Origin of the sequence: Pseudomonas coleopterorum, assembly GCF_900105555.1 — a bacterium.
Classification (GTDB): Bacteria; Pseudomonadota; Gammaproteobacteria; order Pseudomonadales; family Pseudomonadaceae; genus Aquipseudomonas; species Aquipseudomonas coleopterorum.
Window position 1 is genome coordinate 3,596,732 of the sequence record NZ_FNTZ01000001.1, and the last position, 20,270, is coordinate 3,617,001.

At 63.4% G+C, this 20,270-nt stretch carries 19 protein-coding genes; 13 read left to right on the plus strand and 6 right to left on the minus strand.

Going from position 1 to position 20,270, the window contains the following annotated elements:
* Window positions 1-92 precede the first annotated feature (92 nt).
* Window positions 93-284 carry a CsbD family protein gene (locus BLV18_RS16095; RefSeq protein WP_049862489.1) on the minus strand — a complete coding sequence of 64 codons (192 nt, stop codon included), beginning with the start codon at window positions 282-284 and terminating at the stop codon, window positions 93-95.
* 215 nt (window positions 285-499) lie between these two features.
* Between BLV18_RS16095 and BLV18_RS16100 the strand changes: the two genes are divergently transcribed.
* Window positions 500-880 carry a hypothetical protein gene (locus tag BLV18_RS16100; RefSeq protein WP_090359966.1) on the plus strand — a complete coding sequence of 127 codons (381 nt, stop codon included), beginning with the start codon at window positions 500-502 and terminating at the stop codon, window positions 878-880.
* Window positions 881-901: 21 nt separating this feature from the next.
* On the opposite strand, the gene BLV18_RS16105 is transcribed toward BLV18_RS16100, so the two are convergent.
* A complete protein-coding gene (locus BLV18_RS16105) occupies window positions 902-1,738 on the minus strand; it encodes a CvfB family protein (RefSeq protein ID WP_090359969.1) in 837 nt (278 codons plus the stop codon).
* 220 nt (window positions 1,739-1,958) lie between these two features.
* On the opposite strand from BLV18_RS16105, the gene BLV18_RS16110 reads away from it, so the two are divergent.
* The 3 genes from BLV18_RS16110 (at window position 1,959) to BLV18_RS16120 (ending at window position 3,982) form a co-directional block, all read left to right on the plus strand.
* Entirely contained in the window at window positions 1,959-2,147 is a 189-nt protein-coding gene (locus tag BLV18_RS16110; protein WP_177327984.1) for a PFL_1563 family small protein, read from the plus strand.
* 161 nt (window positions 2,148-2,308) lie between these two features.
* The gene (locus BLV18_RS16115; RefSeq protein ID WP_090359971.1) at window positions 2,309-3,028 is read left to right on the plus strand and encodes a TorF family putative porin; all 720 of its coding nucleotides are present in this window, start codon (window positions 2,309-2,311) and stop codon (window positions 3,026-3,028) included.
* Window positions 3,029-3,112: 84 nt separating this feature from the next.
* Window positions 3,113-3,982, plus strand: coding sequence for a DUF6279 family lipoprotein (locus BLV18_RS16120; RefSeq protein ID WP_425272629.1), 870 nt, complete (start codon window positions 3,113-3,115; stop codon window positions 3,980-3,982).
* 9 nt (window positions 3,983-3,991) lie between these two features.
* Here the strand turns inward: BLV18_RS16120 and glcC are convergent, their stop codons facing one another.
* The gene (glcC, locus tag BLV18_RS16125) at window positions 3,992-4,744 is read right to left on the minus strand and encodes a transcriptional regulator GlcC (protein WP_056844267.1); all 753 of its coding nucleotides are present in this window, start codon (window positions 4,742-4,744) and stop codon (window positions 3,992-3,994) included.
* A gap of 198 nt (window positions 4,745-4,942) precedes the next feature.
* Between glcC and glcD the strand changes: the two genes are divergently transcribed.
* The 7 genes from glcD (at window position 4,943) to BLV18_RS16160 (ending at window position 13,615) form a co-directional block, all read left to right on the plus strand.
* Entirely contained in the window at window positions 4,943-6,442 is a 1,500-nt protein-coding gene (gene glcD, locus BLV18_RS16130; RefSeq protein ID WP_049862483.1) for a glycolate oxidase subunit GlcD, read from the plus strand.
* The gene (glcE, locus tag BLV18_RS16135; RefSeq protein ID WP_090359974.1) at window positions 6,442-7,503 is read left to right on the plus strand and encodes a glycolate oxidase subunit GlcE; all 1,062 of its coding nucleotides are present in this window, start codon (window positions 6,442-6,444) and stop codon (window positions 7,501-7,503) included. The genes glcD and glcE overlap by 1 nt, the downstream gene beginning before the upstream one ends.
* Window positions 7,504-7,520: 17 nt before the next feature.
* Complete coding sequence (glcF, locus tag BLV18_RS16140; RefSeq protein ID WP_090359976.1) at window positions 7,521-8,741, plus strand: glycolate oxidase subunit GlcF; 1,221 nt, start codon at window positions 7,521-7,523, stop codon at window positions 8,739-8,741.
* Between the two features lie 57 nt (window positions 8,742-8,798).
* Complete coding sequence (locus tag BLV18_RS16145; protein WP_049862480.1) at window positions 8,799-9,200, plus strand: heme-binding protein; 402 nt, start codon at window positions 8,799-8,801, stop codon at window positions 9,198-9,200.
* 29 nt (window positions 9,201-9,229) lie between these two features.
* Window positions 9,230-11,410 carry a malate synthase G gene (locus BLV18_RS16150; RefSeq protein ID WP_090359979.1) on the plus strand — a complete coding sequence of 727 codons (2,181 nt, stop codon included), beginning with the start codon at window positions 9,230-9,232 and terminating at the stop codon, window positions 11,408-11,410.
* Window positions 11,411-11,522: 112 nt separating this feature from the next.
* Window positions 11,523-12,257 carry a response regulator transcription factor gene (locus BLV18_RS16155; protein WP_090359981.1) on the plus strand — a complete coding sequence of 245 codons (735 nt, stop codon included), beginning with the start codon at window positions 11,523-11,525 and terminating at the stop codon, window positions 12,255-12,257.
* A 29-nt stretch (window positions 12,258-12,286) separates the two neighbouring features.
* Window positions 12,287-13,615, plus strand: coding sequence for an ATP-binding protein (locus tag BLV18_RS16160; protein WP_090359985.1), 1,329 nt, complete (start codon window positions 12,287-12,289; stop codon window positions 13,613-13,615).
* A gap of 24 nt (window positions 13,616-13,639) precedes the next feature.
* On the opposite strand, the gene BLV18_RS16165 is transcribed toward BLV18_RS16160, so the two are convergent.
* The 3 genes from BLV18_RS16165 to cysK all read right to left on the minus strand — a co-directional run bounded on the left by BLV18_RS16165 (window position 13,640) and on the right by cysK (window position 17,871).
* Window positions 13,640-15,592: a TonB-dependent receptor domain-containing protein gene (locus tag BLV18_RS16165; RefSeq protein ID WP_090359988.1), complete on the minus strand. Its 1,953-nt coding sequence runs from the start codon at window positions 15,590-15,592 to the stop codon at window positions 13,640-13,642.
* Between the two features lie 156 nt (window positions 15,593-15,748).
* Window positions 15,749-16,687 carry an aspartyl/asparaginyl beta-hydroxylase domain-containing protein gene (locus BLV18_RS16170; RefSeq protein ID WP_049862475.1) on the minus strand — a complete coding sequence of 313 codons (939 nt, stop codon included), beginning with the start codon at window positions 16,685-16,687 and terminating at the stop codon, window positions 15,749-15,751.
* A 209-nt stretch (window positions 16,688-16,896) separates the two neighbouring features.
* Window positions 16,897-17,871, minus strand: coding sequence for a cysteine synthase A (gene cysK / locus BLV18_RS16175; protein ID WP_049862474.1), 975 nt, complete (start codon window positions 17,869-17,871; stop codon window positions 16,897-16,899).
* Between the two features lie 123 nt (window positions 17,872-17,994).
* Between cysK and BLV18_RS16180 the strand changes: the two genes are divergently transcribed.
* Window positions 17,995-19,071 (plus strand): DUF748 domain-containing protein, encoded by a 1,077-nt coding sequence (locus BLV18_RS16180; protein ID WP_049862473.1) that lies wholly within the window; start codon window positions 17,995-17,997, stop codon window positions 19,069-19,071.
* A 340-nt stretch (window positions 19,072-19,411) separates the two neighbouring features.
* Window positions 19,412-20,257, plus strand: coding sequence for an AAA family ATPase (locus BLV18_RS16185; RefSeq protein ID WP_043193133.1), 846 nt, complete (start codon window positions 19,412-19,414; stop codon window positions 20,255-20,257).
* Window positions 20,258-20,270 lie beyond the last annotated feature (13 nt).

A 20,270-nucleotide genomic window follows, 5' to 3' on the forward strand; every position in this document is an offset into this window, starting at 1 on the left:
GCAGAGTATGTACGTCCGTGTCTGCCCAATAGCACAACGGCCATCGATAGATGACCGTTGGTAAACCTCATTCAAGCAGAGAACACTCTACCTCAGGGTTTTTTCACAGTGTCTTTGACGGCATTTTTCACGTCGCCTTCGACTTGCTGTGCTTCGCCTTTTTTCTCTTGAACTGCGCCTTTGACCTGCAGTTCTTCGTTACCGGTGACCTTGCCGACGCCTTGCTTGATGTTACCAACGGCTTCGTTGGCCACGCCTTTGATCTTGTCTGAAGTGCCGCTCATGATAAGTCTCCTGGTCATTTAGGAATGTCTTGTCTCGACACAAGAATTGACCGACGTCGGGTCGCCAGAGTTTCAAATTATTTTGCGCGGCAAAAGACGCCGCGGTCATCTGGCAGACACCGGCGGTTGGTCGGCGCTTTATGTTCCAGCGATTTGCCCGCAGAATGCCGGTCGGATTCGGTCAGTGCCGAAGCGTCATACCAGTAGGAATTTTCATGAAACTCGACAAACCCCAAGCCATCGCCCGTCGCAACAAGGAACTGGGTGGCGCGGTGCTCGGCGTCAACAACTGCCATTTCGCCTTGCTGGACCCCAAGCGCAACATCTGGTGGTTCGACATTCCGGTGGCCCGCCTGCAGATTGGCCAGTACGAATGGATTCACCTGCTGCTGCACACCCCTTCCAGCGATCAATTGCTGCACGTGAAAGTGACGACCGCCTTCCTGCGCGAGCACATCGAAGGCCTGGTGGTGCGCAACGCCGGCAAGCGCAAGTCGACCGTCAGCCTGGAGTTGAGCGCCGACAAGGATTCGTTTCTCAAGGACGTACGCCCCGCTGGCAGCGGCGTTGGCTTCGCGCCGTTCCTGCAGCCCTGACAGCGGGCTGCGCAACGGGCATCAGACCAGTTCGATGCGGTCGGCGTGGATGACGATCTGGCCGTCCTTGTACAGGGCGCCGATGGCTTTCTTGAAGTTGCCCTTGCTGACGCCGAACAGGTCGCTGATCAGTTGCGGATCGCTCTTGTCGCTGACCGGCAGCGTGCCCTGGTTGGCGCGCAGCTTGTCGAGGATCTGGGCGTTCAGGCTGCTGGCCAGTTGGGCACCGACCGGCTGCAGGCTCAGGGCGATCTTGCCGTCGCTGCGCAGTTCCTTGATGTAGCCCTTCTCCTGCTTGCCCGAGCGCAGGAACTTGAACACTTCGTTCTTGTGAATCAAGCCCCAGTGAGCGTTATTGATGATGGCCTTGAAGCCCATGTCGGTTTCTTCGACCACCAACAGATCGACTTCCTGACCCACCTGATAGGCCGGCGGCACTTTATCCAGATAGCGGTCCAGGCGCGCGGTGGCCGTGATGCGGCGGGTGCGCTTGTCCAGATACACGTGCACGACGCAATACTCGCCGGCTTTCATCTGGCGCTTTTCTTCGGAAAACGGCAGGAGCAGGTCCTTGGGCAGGCCCCAGTCGAGGAAGACTCCGATGCTGTTGATTTCAACAACCTTGAGACTGGCGAACTCGCCGACCTGCACCTTGGGCTTTTCGGTGGTGGCCAGCAGCTTGTCTTCGCTGTCCAGGTACACGAAGACGTTCAGCCAGTCTTCGTCTTCGCTGGGAATATCCTTGGGGACGTAGCGGTTGGGCAGCAGGATCTCGCCGTCCGCGCCGCCATCCAGATACAGACCGAAGTCCGTGTGTTTAACCACTTGCAATGCGTTGTAGCGCCCGACTAAAGCCATTTCGAATATTCCTCGTCACCTGGCTGGGCATTCTACCCGAGAACCCTTCGGCTCGCTGCGCAAGGCGTCCGATGCACCTTTGGCGCCCAGGTAGTTGGCGCGCCAGATCCTTGATTTCAAAGGGCTGTAGCGGCATCGATCGGCACCACTGGTCCGTGCGGCCAGCCGGGAATGGATAAATCATGTACAATGCCTGGCCATATTAATTTTTGACAGGTTAATGGCAGCCATGCGCGTTAAAGCATCGAACAGCAAAGTCAAGCCCGCCCCCGCCGTTGAAACCAGCGAATCGATCAACGAACAGATTGCCGCGTTTCTCAAGTCCGGTGGCGAGATCCAGCAGATTGCCAAAGGCGTGAGCGGCCAGACCTTCACCCCATCCAAGCACATCAGCCTGGGCAAGAAGTAAGTTTGCAGCCCGGCCATTGCGCCGGGCAAAACTTCCGCGTCGTGTGACTCCCCGCATCACCCTTATCCCCCTCGAATCGACGAATGGCAGCCTCGCATCGCCCCTGAGCGGTATGCTTGCAGCCTTCTAGATCGGGCCGTCCAGGCTTACTGGAGGTAGGCATGCTCAGACCCAGCTGGTTATTGATAGCCGGACTTGCGGTCCACCCTTCTCTCTACGCCCAGGTCATCCAGCGTGACATCGGCGATTTCAACCTCAAGCTCGGCACCACACCGTCGCGCAGCATGGCTGCGGGCCTGGTCCAGCCCAGTACCGGCAGTTCGTTCCACGGCGGATTGGATCTGACCCACGACAGTGGGGTGTATTTCGGCCAATGGTCGCCCAACATGGGGTTGGCCTCTTCCAGCAATCTGGAGGTCGACTCCTACCTGGGCTACAAGCATCCGTTCGACAACTCCCTGGGTTATGAAGTCGGCGTGATCCAGTACAGCTATCCGGAAGTGGATGCGCCCTCGACCCATGCGCTCTATGCCGGCCTGCGGGTACTGGACCGGCGCTTCGGTGCCGCCTTCAACAATACGCCCGACGGTCAGAACAGCACGCTGTTCGCCGACCTTGGCGGTCTGCCGCTGCTGGATGTGGGCTTTACCATGAAAGTCAGCAACCATCAGCTCTCGACTCCCTTCACCATTGGTGAAGGACAGGAAGTGCGCGCCTTCAATGACTGGTCGCTGCAGATGTCACGGCCCTTCGGCAGTTTCGACCTGGATTTCATCTACAGCGGTTCGGACCTGAGCGGGGCCAATTGCGCCGCTTACTCCGGTCAGAACGGCCAGTGCGACAGCATGTTCATGCTCAAGGCCCAGCACGCGTTTTTCTGACCTCGGGTTTTTCCACATCGTGCTGAACCGCACGCACCGGCATGGCTCTATAACCACAACAACGCCATCGCACGGACCGCCGCCATGAATCTCCTGTCTCGTCGCCTGTTGCACTGCTGGATGCTGCTGGGCCTGTGTCTGCTGTTCGGTGGCTGCACGCGGGTGGATCTGGCCTACCGCAATCTGGATGTGATCATTCCCTGGTCGATGAACGACTACCTGGACATGAATCGCGAGCAGAAGAGCTGGTTCGATGAGCGCCTCAAGGAGCACCTACGCTGGCACTGCACCACGCAACTGGCCGACAACCTGCAGTGGCTGGACAAGGTCCAGCGTATGGTCGTCGAGCAGCAGGTGACGGCGCCGGCGTTGCGCGAACGCACGGCCGAGGCGAAACAGGCGATCTCGGCAATTGCTGTGCAAGTCACGCCGTCGGCGGTGGAGTTGCTGCAGGGGCTGGATGACAATCAGGTCCGCGCGTTGCAGCAGTCGCTGAGCGACGACTTGGCCAAGCGCCGCAAGGAATACGTTGAGCCGCCGTTGCAGACGCAGATCGACGAGCGCGCCAAACGCATGAGCAAGCGTCTCACCCCGTGGTTCGGCAACCTCACCGATGCGCAGCAGCAACGGGTGCAGGCCTGGTCGCAGAGTCTGGGCGCGCAAAACCGGGAATGGATCGACAACCGCGAACATTGGCAGAACCAGTTGCTGGCCGCCCTGCAGCAACGTCAATCCGCCGAATTCCCGGCACGCATCGCGCAATTACTGCAGCAGCGTGAAACGGTATGGACCCCGCAATATAAAGTTGCCTATGCACGCACCGAGCAGGCGGCCATCGACCTGATGGTGGGGCTGGCCGCCGACAGTACACCGGAACAGCGCACGCGCATCGAGCGCAAGCTGGGTGAATTGGGCGAGGACTTCGCCAACCTCAAGTGCCTGAAGAACGCCTAGTTCGGCGCCTCAGGCCCACCCCTCCAAGCGCATCGTCGCCCTGACCAGACGCTGCTCCTCTCCTTCGATCTCGCGCAGATTGGCGCAAATACTTTCGATGTGCGCGACGGCGGCCTTGCGCGCCTGTTCGGGCTGGCGGTTGATCACGGCGGTGTAGAGCCTGGCGTGCTGCTTGTCGATCTGTTGTTTCTGCGGCTGGCGGTGGTACAGGTTGTTCACGCAGGCGAACACCGAGTTGAGTAGCAGGTCGGTCAACGAGCGCAGGGTTTGCACCAGCACCGGATTGTGCGAGGCATCGCAGATGGCCAGGTGAAAAGCATGGTCCAGGTGGGCGTGCCGGGTGGCGTCCAGCGGCTGGTCGTGGGCCGCCAACAGCGCCTGATAGCTGCGTTCGATCAGCACGAAATCGGCCTGGGTACCGCGCAGCGCAGCCAGCCGGGCCGACTCGCCTTCGAGCAGCGAGCGCACTTCGAACAGATCGTAAAGCGTTCGCGGCTGGGAACTGAACAGGTGCATCAAGGGCGTGGCATCGTTGGCCGGCGACAACGACGCCACGAACGAACCGCGGCCCTGCTCGGTGGCGATGATGCCGCGGGCGCGCAACAGCTTGAGGCCTTCGCGCAGTGCATTGCGCGACACCCCGAGCTTTTCCACCAGGCGCCGTTCCGATGGCAAAGGCTGGCCAGTCTTGAGAACGCCGTCGACGATAAGCCGCTCGATGCGCTCGCACACGACATCGGCAATCTGAGGTTTGTTGTGCATGGGATACCTGCTGGTAGGACCATTGCCCAGGATTACCCCGGAGCCGTCGGCGAGAACCCGAAAATAAGCCAGTAGAGGCAACGAGAGAAGCCCCACGGTGAAAAGAACTGGTCCTACCAGTGGTTCCGGGCATAGACAGGCATGTTGTTTGCGACCACTGTTGAGCGCATAAGAACGACAAGCCGGTGACCTGCGCCCATGAACATCCTCTACGACGAACGCATCGACGGCGTCCTGCCCAAGGTGGACAAAACCGCTCTGGTGCAGGCATTGCACGCACAACTCCCCGACCTGACCGTGCTGCACCGTGCCGAAGACCTGCGCCCCTACGAGTGCGACGGGCTCAGCGCCTATCGCAGCGTACCGCTGCTGGTGGTATTGCCCGAGCGGCTCGAACAGGTCGAGGTGTTGCTCAAGCTGTGTCACGAGCGAAAGGTACCGGTGGTTGCACGCGGTGCGGGCACCGGGCTGTCCGGCGGGGCGTTGCCGCTGGAACAAGGTGTGCTGCTGGTCATGGCGCGCTTCAAGCAGATTCTCGACATCGATCCGGTCGCGCGTTCGGCACGGGTGCAGCCGGGTGTGCGCAACCTGGCGATCTCGCAGGCGGCGGCACCGTATGGTCTGTACTACGCCCCCGATCCCTCATCACAGATCGCCTGTTCGATCGGCGGCAACGTCGCGGAAAACGCCGGTGGTGTGCACTGCCTCAAATACGGTTTGACCGTGCACAACCTGCTCAAGGTGCAGATGCTCACCATCGAGGGCGAGCGCCTGACCTTGGGCAGCGATGCCCTCGACTCGCCTGGCTTCGACCTGCTGGCCCTGTTCACCGGGTCCGAGGGCATGCTGGGCATCATCACCGAGGTCACCGTCAAGCTGTTGCCCAAGCCGCAGGTGGCCAAGGTATTGCTGGCCAGTTTCGACTCAGTGGAAAAGGCCGGCGCGGCGGTCGCCGATATCATCGCGGCAGGGATCATTCCCGGTGGTCTGGAAATGATGGACAACCTGGCCATTCGCGCCGCCGAGGACTTCATTCACGCGGGCTACCCGGTGGACGCCGAGGCGATTCTGCTGTGCGAGCTCGATGGCGTGGAAGCCGATGTGCATGACGATTGCCAGCGCGTCTACCAGGTGTTGACCGAGGCCGGTGCGACCGAGGTGCGCCAGGCCCGGGACGAAGCCGAACGCCTGCGCTTCTGGGCCGGCCGCAAGAACGCCTTCCCGGCGGTCGGGCGGCTCTCGCCCGACTACTACTGCATGGACGGCACCATTCCGCGCCGCGCCCTGCCGGGGGTGCTCAAGGGCATCACCGAACTGTCCGAGCAGTACGATTTGCGCGTGGCCAACGTGTTTCATGCCGGGGACGGCAACATGCATCCGCTGATCCTGTTCGATGCCAACCAGCCGGGCGAACTCGAACGCGCCGAGGCCTTGGGTGGGAAGATCCTGGAACTGTGCGTGGCGGTGGGTGGCAGCATCACCGGCGAACACGGCGTGGGCCGCGAGAAGATCAACCAGATGTGCGCGCAGTTCAACAGCGATGAGCTCACCCTGTTCCATGCCGTGAAAGCCGCGTTCGACCCCGATCGCCTGCTCAACCCCGGCAAGAACATTCCGACCCTGCAGCGCTGCGCCGAATTCGGCGCCATGCATATCCACCATGGGCAACTGCCATTCCCCGAGTTGGAGCGCTTCTGATGGCCGACCGCGATTTCGACGCCAGTGAGCAACTGCTGGATCAGGTGCGACAGGCCCTGGCCGACGACCGTCCGCTGTGTATCCAGGGCAGTGACAGCAAGGCCTTCCTGGGCCGCATCGGTGCCGGTGAGCGGCTCGATACCCGCGTGCATTGCGGCATCGTCAGCTACGACCCCACGGAGTTGGTGATCACCGCGCGTGCCGGTACGCCTTTGCAGACCCTGCGGGCCGCCGTCGAGCAGGCGGGACAGATGCTGCCGTTCGAGCCACCGGCCTATGGCGAGCAGGCCACCCTGGGCGGCACGGTCGCCGCCGGACTGTCCGGGCCGCGACGGCCCTGGGCCGGTTCGGCCCGCGACTACGTGCTGGGCTCGCGGGTGATCACCGGGCAGGGCAAGCACTTGCGCTTTGGCGGTGAGGTGATGAAGAACGTCGCCGGTTATGACCTGTCGCGATTGTTGACCGGCAGTTTCGGCACCCTGGGTGTGCTGACTGAAGTGTCGCTCAAAGTGCTGCCCAAACCGCGCGCCTGTTTCAGCATCAAGCTGGCCTGCGATGCCGAGCGCGCCTTGCTCAAGCTCGCCGAGTGGGGCCAGCAGCCGATGCCGATCAGTGCCGCGTGCCACAGCGATGAGGCGCTTTACCTGCGCCTGGAAGGCGGCGAGGGATCGGTGGCTGCTGCCCATGAACGCATCGGCGGCGAGCCCATCGACTCGGCGTTCTGGGATGACCTGAACGAGCATCGCCTGCCTTTCTTCGCCCAGCCCGAACCGCTGTGGCGTCTGTCGTTGCCCAACAATACGGGCATCCTCGACCTGCCCGGCGAGCAATTGATCGACTGGGGCGGCGCTCAACGCTGGCTGAAATCCAGCGCCAGCGCCGCATCGATCCGGCATGTGGTCGAGGCGGTCGGTGGGCATGTCACCTGCTACACCGCCGGGATCACCCCCGAACCGTTCCAGCCCCTGCCCGAGTTGCTGCTGCGCTATCACCGCCAGCTCAAGACGCAACTGGACCCGCAAGGCATCTTCAACCCCGGCCGCCTCTACGCGCAGCTGTGAACCAGGAGTCCTGAACCATGCAGACCCAATTGAGTGATCAGGCCCGTTTGCTGCCACGCGCCGAGGAAGCCGAACGCATTCTGCGCAGTTGCGTGCACTGTGGCTTCTGCAATGCCACCTGCCCCACCTATCAATTGCTGGGTGACGAGCTGGACGGGCCGCGCGGACGCATCTACCTGATCAAGCAAGTGCTCGAAGGCCACGAAGTGACGGCGCACACGCAGCAGCATCTGGATCGCTGCCTGAGCTGCCGCAACTGCGAATCCACCTGCCCCTCGGGCGTGGACTACCACAACCTGCTGGACATCGGCCGCGCAGTGGTGGACCAGGCGGTGCCGCGGCCTGTGGAACAACGCTGGCTGCGCGGCGGTCTGCGTGCACTGGCCCCGCACCCGAGCGCATTCAAGGCGTTGATCCAGCTGGGCCAGACCTTTCGCCCACTGCTACCGCAACGCCTCAAGGACAAGCTGCCGCGTCAGGTCCACGCGGCCGTGGCCCGCCCTGCCGCGAAACACGCACGTCGCGTGCTGATGCTCGAAGGTTGCGTGCAGCCGGGGCTGTCGCCCAATACCAATGCCGCCGCCGCGCGGGTGCTGGACCGCCTGGGCATCAGCGTCACGGCGGTTCGTCAGGCCGGCTGCTGCGGTGCGGTGGACTATCACCTGGACGATCAGGCGCGCGGCCTGCAGCGGGCACGGCACAACATCGACGCCTGGTGGCCGGCCATCGAAGCAGGCGCCGAAGCCATCGTGCAGACCGCCAGCGGCTGCGGCGCTTTCATCAAGGATTACGGGCACCTGCTGGAACAGGATCCGGCCTACGCGACCAAGGCCCGCACAGTCAGCCGGCTGGCCAAGGACCTGGTCGAGGTGTTGCGCGACGAGCCGGTGGAGCAATTGGCCGTCCATACCGACCTGCGCATGGCCTTCCACTGCCCATGCACGTTGCAGCACGCACAGAAGCTGGGTGGCGTGACCGAACAGCTCCTGCGACGCCTGGGCTTTCACTTGACCGATGTGCCGGACGGCCATCTGTGCTGTGGTTCGGCCGGCACCTATTCGGTGACCCAGCCGGTGTTGTCGCGGCAACTGCGTGACAACCGCCTGAACGCCTTGGAAAGCGGTGCGCCGCAAGTGATCGCCACCGCCAACATCGGTTGCCAGAACCATTTGGACGGGGCCGCACGCACCCCGGTGCGGCACTGGATCGAACTGGTGGAACAGGCCATGGCCGATTGACACGCACCTTTGACACACTGCTATTTGAACCCCTCGACAACAGCACTGGAGAAGCACATGCAAAGCAAAGCGATTCTTGGCCAGGAAGACGTCACTCGCATCCTCGCCGCTGCCCGCGCCGAAGCGCAGAAGAACAACTGGGCGGTGGGCATTGCCGTGGTCGACGACGGCGGTCACCTGCTGGCGTTCGAACGGCTGGACGGCGCCGCCGCCAGCACGGCGTACATCGCACCGGGCAAGGCACGCACTTCGGCGTTGGGGCGCAAGGAATCGGTGGTGTTCGAAGAGATGGTCAACAATGGGCGGACCGCGTTCCTGTCCGGTAATCTGATGACGTGCCTGGAAGGCGCCGTGCCGCTGATCCACGAAGGCCAGGTCATCGGCGCGGTCGGCGTGTCCGGGGTCAAGCCCGCTGAAGATGCCCAGATCGCCAAGGCCGGCGCTGCCGCCCTGGCCTGACTTCCTCCCCCGTATCCAAGGAGACCGCAATGAAGCACCGCATGAGAGCCCAGCGTCTGCAAGTCGACGCCACCCTGTACGATTTCATCGAGAACGAAGTGCTGCCTGGCAGCGGGTTGGAATCCGAAGCGTTCTGGACCGGTTTCGACGCTCTGGTTCACGAGTTCGCACCGCAGAACCGCTTGTTGCTGGCCGAACGCGACCGCTTGCAGACCGAACTGGACAAGTGGCACCGTGCGCACCCCGGACCGATTCAGGATCCGGCCGCCTACCGCAGTTTCCTGCACACCATCGGCTACCTGGTGCCCCAGCCCGACCGCGTGGAAATCAGCACCCGCGATGTCGATGACGAAATCGCCCTGGTGGCCGGTCCGCAGTTGGTGGTGCCGTCGACCAATGCTCGCTACGCCCTGAACGCCGCCAATGCCCGCTGGGGCTCCTTGTACGACGCGCTGTATGGCACCGACGCCATTCCGGAAAGCGACGGCGCGGCCAAGGGCCAGGGCTACAATCAGGTTCGCGGTGACCGGGTGATCGCCTTCGCCCGCGACCTGCTCGACCAGAGCACCCCGCTGGCCAAGGGCTCGCACCGCGACGCCAACGGCTATCGCATCGAAGCAGGCCAGTTGCAGGTGAGCCTGGCCGATGGCAGCGTGACCGGGCTGGCCGATCCGAGCCAATTCGTCGGCTTCCAGGGCGACGCCCAGCAGCCGGTTGCCGTGCTGCTCAAACACCACGGCCTGCACATCGAGATTCAGATCGACCCCACCTCGCCCATCGGCCGTACCGACGCCGCAGGTGTGAAGGACCTGCTGCTGGAGGCCGCCCTGTCGACCATCATCGACTGCGAAGACTCGGTGGCGGCGGTGGATGCCAGTGACAAGGTGGCGATCTACCGCAACTGGCTGGGCCTGATGCGTGGCGATCTCACCGAGGAATTGGAGAAAGGCGGCCAGCGCATCACCCGCCGCCTCAATCCGGATCGCCAGTACCATACGCCAACAGGCGGCGAGTTGACCCTGCATGGCCGTTCGCTGCTGTTGATCCGCAATGTCGGCCACCTGATGACCAATCCGGCGATCCTCGACGATGAGGGCCGGGAGATCCCCGAGGGCATTCTCGACGGCGTGATCACCAGCCTGATCGGGCTGTATGACCTGGAACGTCGAAGCAACTCCCGCACGGGCAGCCTGTACATCGTCAAGCCGAAGATGCACGGCCCGGCCGAGGTGGGCTTCGCGGACAAGTTGTTCGCCGCCATCGAGGACCTGCTCAACCTTTCGCGCAATACCCTGAAGATCGGCATCATGGACGAGGAACGCCGCACTTCGGTGAACCTCGCGGCCTGTATCGGCGCTGCATCGACCCGCGTGGCGTTCATCAACACCGGCTTCCTCGACCGCACCGGCGATGAGATCCACAGCGCCATGCAGGCCGGCCCGATGATGCGCAAGGGCGACATGAAAGGCAGCGCCTGGATCGCGGCGTACGAGCGCAACAACATGCTCACCGGCCTGGCCTGCGGCCTGCGCGGCAAGGCGCAGATCGGCAAGGGCATGTGGGCCATGCCCGACCTGATGGCCGACATGCTGGTGCAGAAGATCGGTCATCCCAAGGCCGGTGCCAATACCGCCTGGGTACCCTCGCCCACCGCGGCCACCTTGCATGCGCTGCACTATCATCAGGTCAACGTCAGCGAAGTGCAGCAGACCTTGGAGCAGATCGACACCAAGGCCGAGCACGATGCGTTGCTGGACAACCTGCTGACCATCCCAGTGGTGGCCAATGCGCAGTGGAGCGCCGAGGAGATCCGTCAGGAACTGGACAACAATGCCCAGGGCTTGCTGGGCTACGTGGTGCGCTGGGTGGAACAGGGCATCGGTTGCTCCAAGGTGCCGGACATCCACGACGTCGGGCTGATGGAAGACCGCGCGACCCTGCGCATCTCCAGCCAGCACATGGCCAACTGGCTGACCCACGGCGTGGTCAGCCGCGAGCAGATCGTCGAAACCCTGGAGCGCATGGCCCGCGTGGTCGATCAGCAGAATGCCGGGGATCCGTCGTACCGCCCGATGGCGGCCGACTTCCAGAACTCGGTGGCGTTCACGGCCGCCAGTGCGCTGGTCTTCCAGGGCTGTGAGCAACCCAGCGGCTACACCGAGCCGTTGCTGCACCGGTTTCGTCTGGCGTTCAAGAACGCTCAGGCGTGACACCGGCCGGACGGGGTCGGCGCCCGCCGCCCCCGTCCGGTGCTGCTGCACGGTTATCGAGCTTGCTGTAAGATCGCGTTCCGAATGAGAATCATCCGCGAACGCAGCCATCATGAATCCTTCCCCTCCTCGTCTGCTGGTGGTCGATGACCACCGCAAGATCCGTGAGCCGCTGGCCATCTACCTGCGCCGTTTCGGTTTCGACGTCCGCACCACCGAGGATGCGGCGGGCATGTGGGCGCTGCTCAAGCAGGACGTGTTCGACGTGCTGATTCTCGACGTCATGCTGCCCGATGGCGATGGATTCGAGCTGTGTCGCGCGCTGGCGCACAAGTCGGCGGCCGCGGTGATTCTGCTGACCGCACGCGATGCCTGCGCCGACCGTGTCCAGGGGCTGGATGCCGGTGCCGACGACTACGTGGTCAAGCCGTTCGAACCGCGCGAACTGGTGGCGCGCATCCACAGCGTACTGCGCAGGCGCGGCACGCCCGGCGAAGCCACGTCAGTGCTGCCCGCCCCCCTGCGTCGTTTCGAGTTCGCCGACCTGAGCTTTCGCAGCGGCTGCAACACGCTGACCCGTTCCGACCAGAGCCAGGTGCGTCTGAGCACCGTGGAAGGCCGCTTGCTGGAAGTGTTTCTCGAACACCCCAATACCGTATTGGGTCGCGAGCGCTTGATCGAGCTGACCTCGCGGCCGGGCAGCGATCTGTTCGATCGCGCCATCGATCGGCAGATCAGCCGCCTGCGCCGCAAGCTGGCCGACAGCGCCTTGCAGCCGGTGCTGTTGCAGACCGTGTGGGGTGGCGGCTACCGCCTGGCGGCGAACGTCGTTCAGTACCCGGCATGAAGGGGCTGCGCCGGGCCTGGCCACGGACCATGACCCGGCAATTGGGTGTGCTGTTGCTGTTGGCGCTGCTGGCGTCCAACCTCATCGCGATGCTGTTGCTGCAACGCACCGGATCGCTGGTACACCCGCTGTCACGCACCTTGGTGGTCGAGCGTCTGGCCACGGCCTATCAAGCGGCGCGCGATCTGCCGGCGGCCGACGCTCGGCGCCTGCTCGACGCCATGGGCACTGCCGACGCGCGCTTCTGGGTAGCTTCCGCAGCCCAGGTCCAGCCTTTTGCCATGCACACCGAAGAACGACGCCTGGCCACGGCCGTGCGTCAGCGCCTGGGGCTTGCCGACCAAGCGGTGGTCGTCCTGCAGTTGGAGCGCAGCAGCGGCGGTCCGGCCCGCGAGCATCTGTTCAAGCGCGCCGGTTGGCAGGCCCTGCGCCTGCGCAGCTCGATGAGCCTGCCCGACGGCACCCAGCTCAACGCCGAGCAGGCACCTGCCGGTGCCTATGAATGGGGCCGGCTGCTGGCCTACAGCGTGCCGGTCAGTACTATCCCGGTGCTGCTGATCGTGATTTTCTTCATGCGCCGCGTCGTCGCGCCGGTCAAGCGTCTGGCCCTGGCTACCGAACGCGTCAGCCGGGGCGAATGGATCGCACCGCTGCCGTTGTCGGGCCCGCGCGAGGCACAGGAACTGACCCTGGCGTTCAATGTGATGCAGGAGCGTATCGCCCGCCATGTCGAAGGCCGCACGCGCATGCTGGCCGCGCTGAGCCACGACCTCAATACGCCCATCACCGAGCTGCGTTTGCAGGTGGAGTTGCTCGAAGATCCCGAGCTGCGCCAGGACATGCTCGACAGCCTCGACGAGTTGCGCGCCATGGTCAGCGAAACCCTGGATTTCGTGCGCGGCGATGCGGTGCAGGAGGCCACCGTCGAGGTTTCACTGAGTGAGGTGCTGAGCGACCTCGCTCGACGCTACCAGACCCTGGGCACGCCCATCGACTGGCCAGGCTCAGCGCCGGTGGCGTGCCGTTGTCGACCGCTGGCCCTCAAGCGGGCGCTGACCAACCTGATCGACAATGCCTTGCGCCATGGCGGTGATGCGCAGGTACGCCTGTACCGGGAGGCGTCAGGCGGGCTGTGCATCGAGATCCGCGATCACGGACCGGGGATCGACGCCGCCTGGCTGCAACAGGTGTTCGAGCCCTTCGTGCAACTGGGCAAGGGCGGCGCCGACCCCAGCCACGGTGGCGGCCTGGGCATGGGGCTGGCGATCGCCCGCGCCTGCGTGCAGGCCCATGGCGGCGAGCTGGTGCTGGAAAACCGGACACCGGGGCTGGCGGCCCTGGTGCGGCTGCCGGGCTGATCCTTCCGGTAGAGCCTTGGCGTGTCAGAAGCGCAGCGTGGTGCCCATCCAGAACGTGCGACCGTAGTTGACCGTGCCGTAGGTATCGTCATCCAGACGCTTGTCAGCCAGGTTGTACACCGCCGCCTTGAGGGTGATGTCGCGAGTCAGCTCGTACGAGCCACCGATGTCGGCCGTGGTGTAGGCCGGGGCCGGTTCGCCACTCAGGGTGGTGCCGTATTCCTGGCCATAGTAGTTGACCGAGGCCCACGCCTGGGCGCGGTCGGACAGGGTCCAGTCGGCACTGACGTTCGCCTTGTGCTCGGGTGTCAGCGACAGCGGTGCGCCTGCGTTGCTGCCGCTCTTCTGCTCCGAATCGGTGTAGGTGTAGTTGCCCTTCACGGCAAAGGCACGGGTGATGTCCCAGCGGCCGTTGACCTCGGCACCGGTGATCGTTGCTTCATCGACGTTGATGCGGTCCTGGACGATGTAGCCGTTCCAGCGGCGCGCAGTGTTTTCCGTGGACAGTTTGTCCTTGAACACGTTGTGGAACACAGTGGCTCCGGCCGACAGGTTATTGCGGTTGGACCACAGCGCCGACAGTTCGTAGTTGGTGCTGGTTTCCGGTTTCAGGTCCGGATTGCCCAGGTTCACGTAGGTGTTGCGGCGGATGGTGGCGTAACCGGGCACCACGGCGCGAATCTCGGGAGCCTTGAAGCCACGCGCCACGCCGCCCTTGAAGGTCCAGTCCGGAGTGGCACGCCAGACGCCATAGAGACGCGGGCTGACGTGGGTGCCGTATTGCTCGTGCTCGTCGACGCGGGCGCCGGTGGTCAAGGCGAAATCGTCGGTCACCGACCATTCGTTTTCGGCGAACAGGGCTTTCTGGGTCACCGAGAACTCGTAGTTGCGGCGGTCCATCAGGCCCTGGTTCCAGTCGCTCAGTTGCGCCCGGTTCCATTGCAGGCCGGTGGTGGTGATGTTGTAGGCCGTGGGGATGACCAGCTTGGCATCGAACACGGTGTTCTCCACCACCGGTTTGCGCCCCAGGATTTCCGGCTGATTGGCTGCGGCCTTGCCCTCGCGACTGGCTTTTTCATAGGCCAGGGACACGTCCGACGTCGCCCAGCCCCAGCGCCCCTGGTGAGAGAGCGAGTAGTGGTCGCGGTTGTTTTCCTGCTCGCGGGTGGCCCAGTTGACGCTGGTGCCGTCGCCGTTCTTCAAGCGCGTGGCGCCGCCTTCCAGAAGGATGTCGTGGTCTTCGTTGGGGGTGAAGGCCAGGCGCGCGGTGAGGTCCTTGTGGTCGGCCTTGGTGAAGCCGTTGGTGACCTCCACGTCATCGTCGGCCTGGCGGTCAAGGTAGCGGCCCCAGACCTGCACGCCCAGGTACTTCTCCACCAGCGGACCATTGAGGTAGAACTGGGTCTGACGAGCGTTGCCCTGATCGCTGTGCTGGCGCGCCGCGTAATCGTAGGAAACCGAGCCGCCCCACTGGGGAGAGACCTTGCGAGTGATGATGTTGATCACGCCGCCGATGGCGTCCGAGCCGTACAGCGAAGACATGGGGCCGCGAACCACTTCGATGCGTTCGATGGCTTCGGCCGGTGGCACGAAACTCTGCTCGTAGCCGCGGTTGCCGTTGACCCGGGTTTCGCGGCTGCTCTGGCGTTTGCCGTCGACCAGAATCAGGGTGTAGTCCGGTGGCATGCCGCGGATGGAAATGTCGGTCTCGTTGGCGCTGCCGTTGACGATCACACCCTCGATGTTGCGTACGGCATCACCGAGGTCGTTGTAGGATTTCTTGCGCAGTTCGTCGCCGGTGATGATGGTGACGGAGGCCGGTGCATCCTCCACGCTTTGCTCGAATCCCGACGCTGTGACCACGACTTGATCGAGGACGGTCGGGGCGGTCAATTCGATCGGCTCGGCTCGAGCCACCCCGGCAGTGGCCAGGGCGATCATCACGGCCAGGGGCCGCAAAGAAAGTGGAGGATGCATGGAACTTCCTTACGATTCGGTTGTAAAAGCGAATCGTATGCATCCTCAGGTGGAGAGGTTGGACAAGGTGTGACAGGGGGTGGGAGGTGTATTGCCTATACTGACGCCTTCGCGGGCAGAGCCCGCTCCCACAGGGTGGTGTGGGAGCCCTTGGGATCAACCAAACAACCAGTACCCCAAGGCGGTCAGCACAACCACCGCCAGCACCGGGCGCAGCACGCGGTAGGCTTTGGGGTTGGCGCGCTTGAACTGCTTGACCTTGCCGCTGAAGCGATCGCTGAAGGTCTTGCTCCAGGCGTAGGCCTGATTGATGCCGCCGACGCGCTCGTCGTCCAGATTCTGCGGCGCGGTGGCGCGACCCAGGAACGCGCTGACGCGCTTGTTGAGGCTCGCCATGAAGCGATTGCTCAGCGGCCGCTCGATGTCACAGAACAGGATGACCCGAGTGTGTTCGGTCTCGTTCTTGACCCAATGCACGTAGGTCTCGTCGAACATCACATCGTCGCCATCGCGCCAGGCGTATTCCTGGCCGTCGACGAAAATGCGGCAGGCGTCGGAGTTGGGCGTCGACAGGCCCAGGTGGTAGCGCAGCGAACCGGCGAACGGGTCGCGGTGCGGGTTCAGGTGACTGCCGCCGGGCAGCAGCGCGAACATGGCGCCCTTGACGTTGGGAATGCTGTTGACCAACTCGACGGTGCGGGGGCATAGCGCGTTGGCCGAGGGCAGGGATTTGTCGTACCACTTGAGGTAGAAACGCTTCCAGCCTTTCTTGAAGAACGAACCGAAGCCGGCGTCGTTGTTTTTCTCGGCGGCGCGGATGTAACCCTCGTCGAACAGGTGCATGGCTTCGTCGCGGATGACCTGCCAGTTGTCCTTGAGCACATCCAGCTCGGGGAATTTGCTGCGGTCCAGATAGGGTTTGGACGGCACGCTGGAAAACAGGTACATCAAGGCGTTATAGGGCGCGAACAGAGCGGAATGGTTGACGAACTGGCGCAGCACCGGCAGACGCGCCTTGCCCCGCAGGTGCACGTAGAGCGTGCTGCCGATGAACAGCAACAGCACGGCAGCCTTGGCGGCGAAGGAAAGGGTCATGGAGCGGATCCTCGAATGGGCAGTGCGCCATGATAAACCCTGGGGGCTCGGCTGGAAATGAAAGGCGCGGGGCAGCGGTCGGCATACAGCCGGTGCAGGCCCCTAGGAGCGGTCATCGGCCGCGAAAAGATCCGCGCGGTGGGTCAGGTGCATCGCGGCGTGATCTTCGCGGCCGCGGACCGCTCCTACGGTGAGGCACGCCGCTGCCGTCAGGCTTGCAGTTCGGTCTCGGTGAACAGGTCGCTGAAGAGCATGCTCGACAGGTAGCGCTCACCCGAATCGGGCAGGATGACCACGATGGTCTTGCCTTGCATTTCCGGCTTCTCCGCCAGCTTGGCGGCGGCTGCCATGGCGGCGCCACAGGAAATGCCGCAGAGAATGCCCTCCTCCTGCATCAAGCGCCGCGCCATGGCCTTGGCTTCGTCGTCGCTGACCAGCTCGACACGATCCACCAGTGACAGGTCGAGGTTCTTCGGAATGAACCCGGCGCCGATGCCCTGGATCTTGTGTGGCGCGGGAGTGATGTCCTGGCCGGCCATGGCCTGGGTGATGATCGGCGAGGTCAGCGGCTCGACCGCCACGCTGAGGATCGACTTGCCCTGAACCTGCTTGATGTAGCGCGAGATGCCGGTGATGGTCCCGCCGGTCCCCACGCCGGCCACCAGCACATCGACGGCGCCGTCGGTGTCGTTCCAGATTTCCGGGCCGGTGGTCTTCTCATGGATGGCCGGGTTGGCCGGATTGTCGAACTGCTGCGGCATGAAATACAGCTCGGGGTTGCTGGCAACGATCTCGCCCGCCTTTTCGATGGCACCCTTCATGCCCTTGGCCGGCTCGGTCAGGACCAGTTCGGCACCCAGCGCCTTGAGCACCTTGCGCCGCTCCAGGCTCATGGACGCAGGCATCGTCAGCATCAGCTTGTAGCCGCGCGCGGCGGCCACGAAGGCCAGGCCGATGCCGGTATTGCCCGAGGTGGGCTCGACGATGGTCATGCCCGGCTTGAGCTTGCCGGAGCTTTCCGCGTCCCAGATCATGTTCGCGCCGATGCGGCACTTGACCGAGTAGCCGGGGTTGCGCCCCTCGATCTTGGCCAGCAGGGTCACCCCGCGCGGGCCGATGCGGTTGATCTGCACCAGCGGCGTGTTGCCGATGGAGTGGGCGTTGTCGGCGTAAATGCGGCTCATGGCGAAAAGGTCCTTGTGCTGCAGCAGGAAAAATCCAAGGTTAAGCCCGCGATGGGGGCGAGTCCAGCGAACGGATGAGACTGTGGACAGTCAATGGCTAACCATCGTTCGGGAGATTCTGCCATGAAACGTCGCTACAGCTGGCCGCTCTGGACCTTCACCGGCCTGGTTGTACTGGTGCTCGCCCTGCACATCGCCCTGCCCTACCTGGTGCGCGACTACCTCAACGACAAGCTCGCCGACATGGGCGAATACAAGGGCCGCGTCAGCGACGTCGACCTGGCCTGGTGGCGCGGCGCCTATCAGATCAATGGCCTGCAGATCATCAAGACCAGCGGCAAGGTGCCGGTACCGTTGCTCGATGCGCCGGTGATCGACATCGCCGTGAGCTGGCACGCCCTGTGGTACGACCACGCGGTGGTGGCACGGGTGGAATTCCTGCGCCCGGAGCTTAACTTCGTCGACGGCGGCGCCAACAAACAGGCCACTCAGACCGGTGCCGGTACTGACTGGCGCGACCAGATGAACAAGCTGCTGCCGATCACCTTGAACGAGGTGCGGGTCAACGACGGCAAGATCAGCTTCCGCAATTTCTCGTCCAAACCCCAAGTCAACATCAGCGCCAACCAAGTCAATGCCAGCCTCTACAACCTGACCAATGTGGAAGACCTGGAAGGCAAGCGCGATGCGCGTTTCGAAGGCCATGCCAAGCTGTTCGGCCAAGCCCCGGTGGAAAGCACTGCCACGTTCGATCCGTTCAGCAACTTCGAAGACTTCGAATTTCGCCTGCGCGCCACCGGGATCGAGCTGCGTCGGCTCAATGACTTCTCCGGTGCCTATGGCAAGTTCGATTTCAACGCCGGCACGGGCGATATCGTGATCGAGGCGGATGCCGACAATGCCCGCCTGAGTGGCTACATCAAGCCGCTGCTGCACAACGTCGATGTGTTCAACTGGCAGCAGGACGTGGAAAACAAGGACAAGGGTTTCTTCCGTTCGATCTGGGAAGCCGTGGTCGGTGGGACCGAGACGGTGCTCAAGAACCAGTCGCAGAACCAGTTCGCGACCCGGGTCGAACTCAGCGGTAACGTGCATCGCCAGGACATCAGCCCGCTGCAGGCGTTCTGGCAGATCCTGCGCAACGGCTTCGTGCAGGCTTTCAATGCGCGCTATGAACAGGCGCCGCCCAAGCAGGAATGAGGGGGGTTGGCAGGACTGGCCTCTTCGCGGGCAGAGCCCGCTCCCACATGGTCGGATGCATATGCTGTGGCTGGACTGGCCTCTTCGCGGGCAGAGCCCGCTCCCACATGGTCGGATGCATATGCTGTAGCTGGACTGGCCTCTTCGCGGGCAGAGTCCGCTCCCACATGGTCGGATGCATATGCTGTGGCTGGACTGGCCTCTTCGCGGGCAGAGCCCGCTCCCACAGGATTTTGAACTGCACCGGCCCTTGTGGGAGCGGGCTGTGCCCGCGAAGAGGCCATAATTGACACACCGCGCTATAGTCGACCCCCAACACCTGATTCCCGAGGACAGCCCCATGAAGTTCGAAGGCACCCCCGCCTACGTTGCCACCGACGACCTCAAGCTGGCGGTCAATGCCGCGATCACCTTGCAGCGGCCCCTGCTGGTCAAGGGCGAACCAGGCACCGGCAAGACCATGCTGGCCGAACAGTTGGCCGAGTCCTTCGGTGCACGGCTGATCACCTGGCACATCAAGTCCACCACCAAGGCCCACCAGGGCCTGTACGAGTACGACGCGGTCAGCCGTCTGCGCGATTCGCAGCTGGGTGTGGACAAGGTCCACGACGTGCGCAACTACCTCAAGAAAGGCAAGCTGTGGGAGGCCTTCGAAGCCGATGAACGGGTCATCCTGCTGATCGATGAAATCGACAAGGCCGACATCGAGTTCCCCAACGACCTGCTGCAGGAACTCGACAAGATGGAGTTCTACGTCTACGAGACGGATGAAACCATCAAGGCTCGCCATCGCCCGATCATCATCATTACCTCCAACAACGAAAAAGAGCTGCCCGATGCGTTCCTGCGTCGCTGCTTCTTCCACTACATCGCCTTTCCCGACCGCGCGACCCTGCAACGCATCGTCGACGTGCACTACCCCGACATCAAGAAAACCCTGGTGGCCGAGGCCCTGGACGTCTTCTTCGATGTGCGCAAGGTGCCGGGCCTGAAAAAGAAGCCCTCCACCTCCGAACTGGTCGACTGGCTCAAGCTGTTGATGGCCGACAACATCGGTGAAGCCGTGCTGCGCGAACGCGATCCGACCAAGGCGATTCCGCCGCTGGCCGGTGCCCTGGTCAAGAACGAACAGGACGTGCAGCTTCTCGAACGCCTGGCCTTCATGAGCCGGCGCGGCAACCGCTGATTCCCTCTTTCCG

Coding starts and splice junctions, on each gene's coding strand:
- BLV18_RS16095 (WP_049862489.1), bottom strand. CDS start 284: ATGAGCGGCACTTCAGACAAGATCAAAGGCGTGGCCAACGAAGCCGTT.
- BLV18_RS16100 (WP_090359966.1), top strand. CDS start 500: ATGAAACTCGACAAACCCCAAGCCATCGCCCGTCGCAACAAGGAACTG.
- BLV18_RS16105 (WP_090359969.1), bottom strand. CDS start 1,738: ATGGCTTTAGTCGGGCGCTACAACGCATTGCAAGTGGTTAAACACACG.
- BLV18_RS16110 (WP_177327984.1), top strand. CDS start 1,959: ATGGCAGCCATGCGCGTTAAAGCATCGAACAGCAAAGTCAAGCCCGCC.
- BLV18_RS16115 (WP_090359971.1), top strand. CDS start 2,309: ATGCTCAGACCCAGCTGGTTATTGATAGCCGGACTTGCGGTCCACCCT.
- BLV18_RS16120 (WP_425272629.1), top strand. CDS start 3,113: ATGAATCTCCTGTCTCGTCGCCTGTTGCACTGCTGGATGCTGCTGGGC.
- glcC (WP_056844267.1), bottom strand. CDS start 4,744: ATGCACAACAAACCTCAGATTGCCGATGTCGTGTGCGAGCGCATCGAG.
- glcD (WP_049862483.1), top strand. CDS start 4,943: ATGAACATCCTCTACGACGAACGCATCGACGGCGTCCTGCCCAAGGTG.
- glcE (WP_090359974.1), top strand. CDS start 6,442: ATGGCCGACCGCGATTTCGACGCCAGTGAGCAACTGCTGGATCAGGTG.
- glcF (WP_090359976.1), top strand. CDS start 7,521: ATGCAGACCCAATTGAGTGATCAGGCCCGTTTGCTGCCACGCGCCGAG.
- BLV18_RS16145 (WP_049862480.1), top strand. CDS start 8,799: ATGCAAAGCAAAGCGATTCTTGGCCAGGAAGACGTCACTCGCATCCTC.
- BLV18_RS16150 (WP_090359979.1), top strand. CDS start 9,230: ATGAAGCACCGCATGAGAGCCCAGCGTCTGCAAGTCGACGCCACCCTG.
- BLV18_RS16155 (WP_090359981.1), top strand. CDS start 11,523: ATGAATCCTTCCCCTCCTCGTCTGCTGGTGGTCGATGACCACCGCAAG.
- BLV18_RS16160 (WP_090359985.1), top strand. CDS start 12,287: ATGACCCGGCAATTGGGTGTGCTGTTGCTGTTGGCGCTGCTGGCGTCC.
- BLV18_RS16165 (WP_090359988.1), bottom strand. CDS start 15,592: ATGCATCCTCCACTTTCTTTGCGGCCCCTGGCCGTGATGATCGCCCTG.
- BLV18_RS16170 (WP_049862475.1), bottom strand. CDS start 16,687: ATGACCCTTTCCTTCGCCGCCAAGGCTGCCGTGCTGTTGCTGTTCATC.
- cysK (WP_049862474.1), bottom strand. CDS start 17,871: ATGAGCCGCATTTACGCCGACAACGCCCACTCCATCGGCAACACGCCG.
- BLV18_RS16180 (WP_049862473.1), top strand. CDS start 17,995: ATGAAACGTCGCTACAGCTGGCCGCTCTGGACCTTCACCGGCCTGGTT.
- BLV18_RS16185 (WP_043193133.1), top strand. CDS start 19,412: ATGAAGTTCGAAGGCACCCCCGCCTACGTTGCCACCGACGACCTCAAG.